Below are 10,686 nucleotides of genomic sequence, written 5' to 3'. Positions count from 1 at the left end.
ATACAGGTGAACCCTAATTAAATGTTTTGTAGTTACTCAATAATTCTTGTCCAATATACCATATTCTGTTAATATAAAGTTTAGATGCGTTCGCCCTGCTGCGTATTGAATAGTGATTTCAAAAAGCTGACAGCACAATATGTGAAGTGGTAGTTATCTAACAAATCGTTGCAACGGCGGAATAAAGATAATCGGTAGGGATGCCAAGGTTACTGACCGCCGTTGAACTCAATCGTTATCTCGCAAACGCTGCCTGACTTTGGAGATGATTCGGAATGTCGATCGATAATTAATAATTCCGCCTAAGATTCTCATTTCCACCCGATGAGTCGGTACAAACCCCACTTAACAACAATAGAACCCCATTCCAACAACAGTAAAGTAAACTGAGAGCAGCCCCATTCGCCCCAGTTGACCTATGCCACGTTGGTTCAATACCGCTGGCCCTTGCCGCGATAACATTCACTATATGTTGCCGGCAACCCGACGCCTCCCGAATTTAGAGCGACTGATTGCTCAGCAAAGCTATTTTGTCATCCACGCACCCCGACAAATTGGTAAAACCACGGCAATGCTGGCTTTGGCCAAGCAACTCACTGACAGCGGACAATACACTGCGATCGTTGTTTCAGTAGAGTTAGGTTCGCCCTTTAATGACAATCCACAACAAGCCCAAGCGGTCATTTTAAGTTCTTGGCGAAGTGAGGCGCGAGTCTATTTGCCACCGGAGCTCCAGCCACCACCAAAACAAGAAATGGAGGTGGGACAAGGAATTGAAGAAACATTGCGGCAATGGGCACAAACTTCACCTCGCCCTTTAGCAATCTTCATCGATGAAATTGATTCGCTCCAAAATGAAGTATTGCTGTCCGTTTTGCGTCAGTTACGCAATGGTTATCCCTCTCGTCCTCGTGCGTTTCCGCAATCAGTAGGTTTAATCGGTTTGCGGGATGTTCGCGATTACAAAGTGGCTGCGGGTGGTAGCGATCGCCTAAATACATCCAGTCCGTTTAATATTAAAGTGCGATCGATTACGCTCAGAAATTTTAATGCCTCAGAAGTCGCAGAACTCTACGGGCAACATACCCAAGATACCGGACAAGTTTTTACACCAGAAGCCGTAGCCTTAGCTTTTGAATTAACACAAGGACAACCTTGGTTGGTGAATGCTTTAGCCAAAGAAATCGTCGAAGAATTAGTAACAGATGAATCTATAGAAATTACACCAGAACATATTTTAGAAGCTAAAGAAATTCTGATAAAACGACAAGATACGCATTTGGATAGCTTGGCTGAACGACTCAGAGAAAACCGAGTCAAAGCAATTATCGAGCCGATGTTGGCGGGTTTGGAACTCGGCAATATCCCCAATGATGATATTCAGTTTTTAATCGATTTGGGTTTGTGTAAGATGGACGTTCAGGGTGGATTGACGATCGCCAATCCAATTTATCGCGAAGTTTTGCCCCGCGTGCTCACCGTAACTCCAATGGCCTCTCTGCCCCAAATTGCACCGAGTTGGTTGACATCAGAAGGTAAATTAGATACTCAGGCTTTACTGAAAACTTTTTTAGAATTTTGGTTGCAACATGGCGAACCGTTACTCAAAAGTGCGTCTTACCCCGAAATTGCGCCGCATTTAGTGCTGATGGCGTTTCTGCATCGGGTGATTAATGGTGGCGGAACGTTGGAGAGAGAATATGCGATCGGGCGCGATCGCATGGATTTATGTTTGCGTTATGGTGAGGTAACATTAGGAATTGAACTGAAGGTTTGGCGGACTCGGAAAGTCGATCCGTTGAGTAAAGGGTTGGAACAGTTGGATGGGTATTTGGCTCGATTGGGACAAGATTCGGGTTGGTTGGTGATATTCGATCGCAGAGATAATGCACCGGAGTTAGAAGAACGGCTGAAAACTGAAATTCATTTGACACCAATGGGGCGATCGGTTACAGTGATTCGTGCTTGAAGAGGTTACGATCGATGTGTCGATTTTGCCGATCGCCGAGGGTGTGCGATCGACTTATCATTCTTACTTGTGGAGAAATGTATGACCCAGCGACCAATAGTTCTTATAACTGGTGCAAGTCGGACTATTGGCATCGGATCATCAATTGCCAAAGAATTAGCAAAATCAGGCTGGGATGTCGCTCTGACCTATTGGCAGCCATACGATGCGTCAATGCCTTGGGGCAGCGATCCGAAAGAGGTTCAGTCACTTTGCCACAAACTTGAGCAATTCGGTGTGCGCTCCACAGCGATCGAGGTTGATTTATCCTTGACTGATTCTGCTTCGCGCATATTCGATATTGTTGAGCATGACCTGGGAAACGTTACGGCAATGGTTATTGCTCATTGCCATTCAGTTGATAGTGATATTCTATCCACGTCAGTTGAGAGCTTTGACTTACACTTTGCCGTCAATGCCCGTGCTACTTGGCTATTGATCAAAGAGTTTGGTCAGAGATTCCGAGGGGAAACTGGATCTGGTCGTATTGTTTCGATTACCAGCGACCATACCGCAGGCAATCTCCCCTATGGTGCCAGCAAGGGTGCTATGGATCGGATCGTACTCGCTTCGGCACAGGAATTTAGGTCGCTGGGCATCACTGCGAACGTAATAAATCCAGGTGCGACTGATACTGGCTGGATGTCCGAAGCACTCAAAACTGATGTGCAATCCATCACTCTGTTGGATCGTGTCGGTATGCCACAGGATTGCGCTAATCTAGTCAGATTTCTGTGTTCCAAAGAAGGCGGATGGATCAACAGACAACTGATTTATAGTAATGGTGGTCTTCAGTAACCTTGAGAACGTGAGGTTTTTTAGGCTGCTTAAGACAATTCCCCAAGCTAAAATGGGGTCGTTATCTCGCAAACACTCCCTGACTTTGGAGATGATTCGGAATCTCGATCGAGAATTAAGGATTCCGGCGAAGATTCTCCTTTCCGCCTTATGAGTAGCACAAACCCCCGCTTAACCACAATAGAACGCCATTCCAACAACAGTAAAGTAAACTGATGAGTTCATTTGAACTCGGAACAGTTAAAATAGACAGTAGGTGGAGTGAGTGACCGAAATGCCAACTACTGCTCAGTTAGAGAGTTTATATCGCGTCAGCTATCAGTTGACGTTCATCATGTTGCAACCGATTCATCTGGTTTGTATAGATCGTCGTACTCGAAACGTATACGTTCTAGCTGGATATGGTGAAGACCTTGAGTTTGAAATTGTACCGAATGGGGAGGTATTCTGATGAGCCAAGTGAATTTTGAGGCTATGAGCGATGCCGAATTGAGACGGTACTTTCTGGAAAATCGCCAAGATCGAGCTGCTTGTCAGGCATATTTAGACAGGTTCAGTCAGCGTCCGAAATCAATCATTGCAAGCCCAAGCGATCCCGATTTTGACGCAAAAATTCAGGCCGCAATTCGGCAGAAATTAGAAGCATCGCCTAGTAGCCAGCCAGCTAACAGCACAGTGGAACGGACGGAATAGAGTCACCTTGGAGATGATTTGGAAGCTCGATCGAGAGTTTGACATACAGAAAATTGGTGCTTTTATAATTTAGGCAATAAAAAATAACTTTTGCTAAATTGTTAACAACACTCAAAAAAAGTGAACACCATGCTTAACCTCTCCCGTAGCCGTCCCCTGAACCAATTTCAACAGGAAGCTCCTGAGTTGCTTCATCAGTTTGAAATAGATAAAACACCAATCGTAATTACCATTAATGGTAAAGCGGTTGCTGTGCTTCAGGATGCGGAAAGTTATGAAAAACTACTTAATCGGTTAGAACTTCTTGAAACTCTTGCAGGTATTCGTCAAAGCTTAGGGGAATTCGATCGAGGCGAAGGGGTTTCTATTCATCAAGCTTTTGAAGAGCTTCAAAAAAAATATGACCTACCGAGTTGAGATATCTCCTACTGCTATTCATGACATAGAAAATATATTTTTGTGGCTCAAGCTCAATGCTCCTGAAAAATCCTATCGTTGGGTTAGGGGCTGTTATGAAATAATGCTCAAACTGGAAAGCTTTCCTAGTCGTTGTCCCTTGGCATTAGAAAGTGAGTATTTGGATCTGGAAATACGTCAACTTTTATATGAGAAGAAATATCGTATTTTATTTAGTATCGTAGAAAATGAAAATACTAGAATGGTTAAAATTCACCGCGTTCGCCACAGTTCTCAACAAAATTTTGATTCTTTAAAACAGCTTTTGGATAATGATGAAGAAGAGTAAAAATGTTCTTGTGTTGTGATTTCTGAGTTTAAGGGCGATTGGACATCGAAGACTTTGACCGATCGCCTTAGAGTTACAATCTATGGATCGCACAATGCAGGAGAACGATCGCCTGATTCGGCGATTTTGTGAAAAGTTGGCAATTTAGGGAATGGGGGAGTATTTTCAAAGATGGAGACTCAACTATACGAGAAATTCATTCAAAAGGTAATTATTTTAGGTAAACAAAAGGAATTTTCATTAACCTCTGCGATCGACAACTATTTAATGATCAATTATCAGCTTAAATTAGAACGAATCGATAAACTAAAAGCTTGGCTAGATGGGTTTAGACCGTTCGATTCCACCCTCGTCGCCGAACTCAAAAAGCTCTATGATGTTCGCTTTACTTATAACTCAAATGCCATTGAGGGTAATACTTTAACCCAAAGTGAAACGGAATTAGTTTTAACTAAGGGCATTACTGTGGGGGGCAAAACCCTTGACGAACATTTAGAAGTTATTGGGCATAAGGAGGCGATCGATTATATTGAAAATTTAGCCCAAAAAGATACGGAGATTAATGAATGGGAAATTAAGCAAATTCACAATCTGATTCTCCGCAAAATTAACCCTGATGAAGCGGGTAGTTATCGCACTCTGGACGTGATGGCGGCAGGAACTAATTATCGTTATCCTCCCCATTATTTATTGTCTCAATTAATGGGAGATTTTGCGAGTTGGTTGAATTCGGAATCTGCTTTAAGGCTCCATCCAGTTGAATATGTAAGTATCGCTCATTATCGGTTTGTTTCGATTCATCCTTTTCGGGATGGGAATGGTCGAACGGCTAGGTTATTAATGAATTTACTTTTAATCCGTGCTGGCTATCCGATTGTGGTGATTGACAACCAAATCCGCAATGATTATATTAATGCTTTAGCCTACGGGCAACAGAATCAAGATGATTTAAGCCAGTTGTTTGCATTGATTTTTGATGCTACGATTAGTTCGCTTGTGGAAGTTTTAAGATTATTGGTGACTGCAAGTAGCAGCAGGGGAAAGGGACAGGCTTTTTATCAGGAGATTACTGATTTTCTCGATCGCAGCGGTGGTTTAGGGAATGGGGAATAGGTAATGGGTGGGATGTTAAACCAAAAATGTTCGATCGCACTAACGCTATCTCGGAAACGCTACCTTACCTTGGAGATGATTCGGAATCTCGATCGAGAATTAAGGATTCTTGATCGAGATGCCGATCGAGCCTTATCCTGCACAAAAACTTAGAAACCTGAAAGCGAAGAAAAAGCCCCCCTAAAAAGACGGGACTTTAATTCTCCGCTACACTCCGCTCATTACCAACAACTATTAAGGCAACTCAACCGAACTCGGTTTAGCAATGTGAGGCAAGCCCCAGCCCAATTTTTCCCGCAAAATGTGGAAAAACTCAAAAGATTGTATCCGAACAAAGCGGGCTGGGTAGGGCGATCGCTCAATTTGCACCCAATCCTCAGGCCGAACATAACAGCCGCCGTTCCCATCTACCACCATTACCAGGCGGTTCGGACTTGCCGGCAAAATCTTCACCGGCTCAGTATTGCTAAATACTAAAGCCCGAGAAGCCATTGAATGCGGGCAAAGAGGGACTAACTGCAACACTGGGACTCCCGGAATAATTACAGGGCCGCCGGCTGACAGCGCGTAGGCTGTCGATCCAGTCGGAGTCGAGATAATTACCCCATCTGCGGCAATGTCCACAGAGGCGTGCTGGCCGATCGCCACTTCAAAATGGCACATACAAGTCAACGGTTCGCGGTGCAGTACCATTTCATTGAGACAAAGGGCTTCCCAAAGGCAGTCGTTGTCTCGAAACAGCCGCACGGCCAACATCGATCTTTCTTCTATTTCGTATTCTCCGGCGATCGCCTTTTCCAAAGCTTGCGGGAGCAAGTTTAGGTAAGTTTCTGTTAAAAAGCCCATATGACCGGTATTGACAGTCAGCAGCGGCACTCCGATGGGAGCAACTTGGCGAAATGCCGACAGCACCGTACCGTCGCCACCCAAAACCACTGCAAACTCCATGTCGCTGTCAAAACCGGGGGGGACAAGTTGGTCGATCGGAGTGTGGCACATGGGGCGATCGGGACTAGAATAGCCCAAAATTCCCCCGGCACCGGAAACCGCGCAGACCTCCCAGCCGCGGGCAGTCAGCTTGTCTTTCAACTCTTCGGCGATGCGACAAGAGACTGGTTTAACGTCGTTGTATATAATCCCAGCTTTCGGCACTTTAAAATGTAAAAGGCATTTTTTGTTTACTCCGTTTTTTAGTCTTAAGCTGCTCGTACTCTATTTCCCTGAGCTTCTTCATAATCAGACTGAAGTATTCTTCCAGATAAGATTCCAAAGTTGTAGTTTCTTTAGGGTCTAATCCGAAGACACTGTAAACGTCATCCATCGGAGCTTTCAAGGGTTTTCCGGCTGCTAAAACTTCTGAAAAAGCCAATCTGTCAGCTACGTTCCAACTCCACTGAAAGAACTTAGCAAATTGACGGGTAGCCTGCAACAAGGCATCTGGCGTGCGGGTGATTTTGGCCTGTTTCCCAGAAAGCCGCTCGCACAACCGCACGATTTCCTCAGCATCCCAAGCGCGATTTCCCACCACCGGAAAGCTTTTTTTCTCGGTTTCGGGAACGGTAAGAGCTCGGACGGCAAACTTCGCAACGTCCTGAGTGTTCATGTAAGCAAGGGCTGACGGCTTGTTGGGCAACCAGACTCCCTGACCATCCAAAATTGGCATTGCGTACAGGCTCAGCAGTCCTTGCAAAAAGCCGCAAGGTCTCAATATTGTGTAGTCTAGACCGGATTCTGCTAAGAATAGCTCAGTACAGCGCTTAATTTCCAACAAGGGGACTTGCTGATATTTTTCGGCGTCGAGAAATGAAAAGAATATGTAACGCTTGATGCCTGCTGCTGCTGCTGCTTGGATCAGCGATACTTTTCCGTCCCAGTCTACTCTTTTGATGCTGACAGAATCGGCTGCGCTGGCTGTTGCTGCATCGATGATAGCAGTGACGCCTTCTAATGCAGGAATTAAGCTGTCAGGCTGGCAAAGGTTTCCCGGTACGAGTTCGGCGCCCCATTCTTTCAAAAAGGCCGCTTTTCTGTAATTTCTGACTAAACAACGCACCTGGTAGCCCTCGTCTAGGGCGCGGCGGGCTATTTGACGGCCGAGGGTGCCGGTGGCTCCTACAATCAATAAAGTCATCTAGGGATTAATTTATGAATCTTAAACTTTCTATAAGATGGTATCAGGTTTTCGTTATGTTTTTTATAAAAACTTAACAAAAACCTGAATTTTTCTCATTTTTGGCTTGAGAGCCTAAGCAGCACGCTGGCTTTGGGTGGCACGCAGAAGCTAGAAGGCTTGAGCTAGAAGACTTCTGAATGATTGTTACAAAAATTTATTCTTCGCCGCCTTGCAGTTTGAGCAGGAGGAAGCCTCCGCCTATACCCACGAAAATTAGGGAAAAGGACAAAAAGGCTGCATTGAAAATTTCAGGATTCATGATTGTATATGCCTAATTGGACGATCGCATTAGATAAAAATAATAATATAATTTGGGGCAACCAGCTACATGAATGCTAAAATCTCACTGCTGAAATTGCTGTATTTTTTGGGGAGAAAACTGCCTTGAGTCTCGATCGGCAATCAAAACTAGCTGTAACTCTGGGAGATCCGGCAGGAATTGGCCCGGAAGTGATTCTCAAGGCTTTGGCAGATCCGGCTGCTGCTTTGATGGTGACGGTTTTCGGATCGAGGATGATTTTGCAACAAACTTACGATCGGCTGCGATCGATCGATCGGGCTACAACAGCAGCAAATCCCGCAACATTAAAGATTATTGATATCGAACCAGACAGCAAGTGGGGTTCCATTATCCCCGGTGTCGGGAATGCGGCTAGTGGGGCGGCTAGCTTTGAGTATATGGAAAAGGCGATCGCTCGTACCCTTGCCGGCGAATTTTGTGCGATCGTCACCGGCCCCATTTCCAAAACTTGCTGGCAAGCCGCAGGTTACAATTATCCCGGACAAACAGAACTTCTGGCAGAAAGGTCGAAATCGCAGCGGTTCGGAATGCTGTTTGTCGCCACATCTCCCCACAGCGGTTGGACGCTGGTAACTTTACTCGCTACCACACATATTCCTCTGCGTCAAGTACCCGAGGCTTTGACTCCAGAGTTGCTGAGTGAAAAACTAGAATTGCTGATCGAGTGTTTGCGCGAAGATTTTGGGATAGAAAAACCAAAAATAGCGATTTCTGGCTTAAATCCTCACAGCGGCGAAAATGGCAAACTGGGAAATGAAGAGCAAGACTGGATGATACCGTGGTTGAAAGCGCAGCGCGATCGTTTTCCCCAAGTGCAATTAGACGGGCCAATCCCCCCGGATACCATGTGGGTAAAACCGGCTAAAGTTTGGTACGGCTTAGCCTCATTAGCTCACGACGGTTACTTGGCAATGTACCACGACCAAGGCTTGATTCCAGTAAAATTGATGGCTTTCGACAAAGCGGTCAACACTACAATTGGCTTACCCTTTGTCCGCACATCTCCCGATCACGGCACAGCTTTTGATATTGTAGGTCAAGGAATTGCCGATGCCTCTAGCATGACAGCAGCGTTACAGTTGGCGGCCCAGTTGGCTAGTCGCAGAGCAGCAGTTAAAATAGGGTTACAGAACAGTCCAACAATAACGTGACAATTCGTGACGAAACTAGACATTTTCTGCAATTAGAGCAGCTAATGTCTAGTTTCACTCATAATCAAGGCAGCTAATTTATCAAGTTATGACGACTCTCACTTACTGTAAAGGATTACCAACTCCCGAAGCCGAACTTAACCCCGCAGGTTATACTGAATTTGAGTGTTTTTTAACGGCATTTTCAGGAGTGTTTTATCGAGCAACAATCGAGACGGTTAACCATTTATTAAATCGAGAAATCAAATTCAATAAATCTAGTTGGAATACTCATCTACAACAGACCTACGGCATCAACAAACGTCATGCCAACGGAGTAATTGCTTTATCATCCGGCAAAGTAGATTCAGCATATAAAGCGAGAACTAGATATCTGTCCCAATTAGCATCTAGACTTAAATCCGCTGCATCTTGGTTAAAGGCAGCAGAACGTAAACTAAAAGGGGCCCAAAAATTTTACGCCAAACGGCATTGGCAGCACTCTTCAAGCGGGTGTAATTTCCCCCTAGCGAGCGACAGGAAAACTCGCAAGACCAACTGGTATAACCTGAAATTTGCCATCCACAACAAGAAAAGATACATCTACAAATTAACTCAAACCCTCGCCCACCTGAAAGTGGCACCACTGAGAGTCAAGGTCAACTCAAGAGAACTATTCATTGTGGGGTCGAAGGATGAAAGTTATGGCAATCAAGCTTGCCAGTGGGATGGCAAAAATCTGAAATTTAGAGTGCCTAATTGCCTGGAGGCTAAATTTGGCAAATATGTCACTTCAGCCATCGGTAATTTTGACAGAAATCTGAATCGATTGCCCGAGGCTGGTGCTAAAACCTGGCACTTTTACCGCCAGGACAACCGTTGGGTAGTAGCAGTACAATTTACCCCATTACCAGTAAAACAAGTAAGCCGATCGATCGAGTACGGTTGCATTGGCATTGACCTCAATCCGAACTCGATTGGTTGGGCATATATCGACGGTCAAGGTAATTTAAGCTCAAGAGGTAAAATAGCTATGCAGATGGGTTTACCTCGCGGCAAACAAGATGCTCAAATTGTAGGTGCTATCTTGCAGCTAGCTGAATTAGCTACTGCGTTTGCTTGCCCGATTGTTTGCGAATCATTAGATTTTACTGGTAAGAAATCACAGTTAAGGGAGAAAGGAAGAAAATATGCTCGGATGCTATCGAACTGGGCTTACAGTCGTTTTTATCAGCTTTTGGAGTCAATTTTATCCAATCGAGGCATTTCGTTATTTACTCGCAATCCGGCTTACACCAGTTTAATCGGATTGGTTAAATACGCTCGGATGTATGGGTTGTCCTCGGATATTAGTGCTGCAATAGCTATTGCTAGAAGAGGAATGAATGGAAGTGAAAGATTGCCGCGCCCCGTGTCCGCCTATCTGGGGGTGAACCCCAGAAAGCACGTATGGGGCGCTTGGTACCAATTTAATATGTTTATCGGTCGGTGTCCGGTAGTCAATCGCAGACATGATTACTATCGAGTCTCTAACTGGGGGCCACTGGTTAAGGCTGATGTCGAGCAGTGATGTCGGGCATCAGCCAAGCACAAGCGCGTTAGTGGTTATCGACTCAAAGTTACACCGCAGACTTATACTGGGATCCAAATTACCTGTGGGTAGGTTTGTCCAAGTTTTTAGAAGCGGTGATAGCCTTAATTAAGTCTGACACTGGGCAAAATTGT

General features: G+C 45.0%; 12 protein-coding genes. 9 read left to right on the top strand and 3 right to left on the bottom strand.

Translation table 11 applies throughout. From position 1 onward, the window contains the following. Positions 1-418: 418 nt before the first annotated feature. From JGK36_RS16710 to JGK36_RS16680, 7 genes are all read left to right on the top strand, one after another. Entirely contained in the window at positions 419-1,969 is a 1,551-nt protein-coding gene (locus JGK36_RS16710) for an ATP-binding protein (protein ID WP_293186926.1), read from the top strand. An 81-nt stretch (positions 1,970-2,050) separates the two neighbouring features. After that, positions 2,051-2,806, top strand: coding sequence for an SDR family oxidoreductase (locus tag JGK36_RS16705; protein ID WP_293186925.1), 756 nt, complete (start codon positions 2,051-2,053; stop codon positions 2,804-2,806). Positions 2,807-3,256: 450 nt separating this feature from the next. After that, on the top strand, positions 3,257-3,499 hold the full coding sequence (locus JGK36_RS16700) for a hypothetical protein (RefSeq protein ID WP_293186924.1): 243 nt from the start codon (positions 3,257-3,259) through the stop codon (positions 3,497-3,499). Between the two features lie 129 nt (positions 3,500-3,628). Further along, positions 3,629-3,916, top strand: a complete 288-nt coding sequence (locus tag JGK36_RS16695; RefSeq protein WP_293186934.1) for a type II toxin-antitoxin system Phd/YefM family antitoxin — start codon at positions 3,629-3,631, stop codon at positions 3,914-3,916. After that, entirely contained in the window at positions 3,900-4,244 is a 345-nt protein-coding gene (locus JGK36_RS16690; RefSeq protein ID WP_293197523.1) for a type II toxin-antitoxin system RelE/ParE family toxin, read from the top strand. The genes JGK36_RS16695 and JGK36_RS16690 overlap by 17 nt, the downstream gene beginning before the upstream one ends. Before the next feature lie 171 nt (positions 4,245-4,415). Continuing rightward, positions 4,416-5,357, top strand: a complete 942-nt coding sequence (locus JGK36_RS16685) for a Fic family protein (RefSeq protein ID WP_293183767.1) — start codon at positions 4,416-4,418, stop codon at positions 5,355-5,357. A 12-nt stretch (positions 5,358-5,369) separates the two neighbouring features. After that, positions 5,370-5,510 (top strand): hypothetical protein, encoded by a 141-nt coding sequence (locus tag JGK36_RS16680; RefSeq protein WP_293197522.1) that lies wholly within the window; start codon positions 5,370-5,372, stop codon positions 5,508-5,510. 81 nt (positions 5,511-5,591) lie between these two features. Here JGK36_RS16680 and JGK36_RS16675 read toward each other — a convergent pair whose 3' ends face one another. From JGK36_RS16675 to petM, 3 genes are all read right to left on the bottom strand, one after another. After that, entirely contained in the window at positions 5,592-6,509 is a 918-nt protein-coding gene (locus JGK36_RS16675) for an NAD(+) kinase (RefSeq protein WP_293183772.1), read from the bottom strand. Between the two features lies 1 nt (position 6,510). Beyond that, positions 6,511-7,488, bottom strand: coding sequence for an NmrA family NAD(P)-binding protein (locus tag JGK36_RS16670; RefSeq protein WP_293197521.1), 978 nt, complete (start codon positions 7,486-7,488; stop codon positions 6,511-6,513). Positions 7,489-7,684: 196 nt separating this feature from the next. Then, a complete protein-coding gene (gene petM / locus JGK36_RS16665; RefSeq protein ID WP_172189541.1) occupies positions 7,685-7,789 on the bottom strand; it encodes a cytochrome b6-f complex subunit PetM in 105 nt (34 codons plus the stop codon). Positions 7,790-7,914: 125 nt separating this feature from the next. Between petM and pdxA the strand changes: the two genes are divergently transcribed. Both pdxA and JGK36_RS16655 read left to right on the top strand, forming a co-directional pair. Further along, complete coding sequence (pdxA, locus tag JGK36_RS16660) at positions 7,915-8,982, top strand: 4-hydroxythreonine-4-phosphate dehydrogenase PdxA (RefSeq protein ID WP_293197519.1); 1,068 nt, start codon at positions 7,915-7,917, stop codon at positions 8,980-8,982. An 88-nt stretch (positions 8,983-9,070) separates the two neighbouring features. Further along, entirely contained in the window at positions 9,071-10,531 is a 1,461-nt protein-coding gene (locus tag JGK36_RS16655) for a hypothetical protein (protein ID WP_293183778.1), read from the top strand. The last annotated feature ends 155 nt before the right edge of the window (positions 10,532-10,686 follow it).

It is taken from the genome of Microcoleus sp. PH2017_35_SFW_U_B (assembly GCF_020737865.1).
Taxonomy (GTDB): Bacteria; Cyanobacteriota; Cyanobacteriia; order Cyanobacteriales; family Microcoleaceae; genus Microcoleus.
This window is presented reverse-complemented; position numbering and strand designations above follow the sequence as displayed.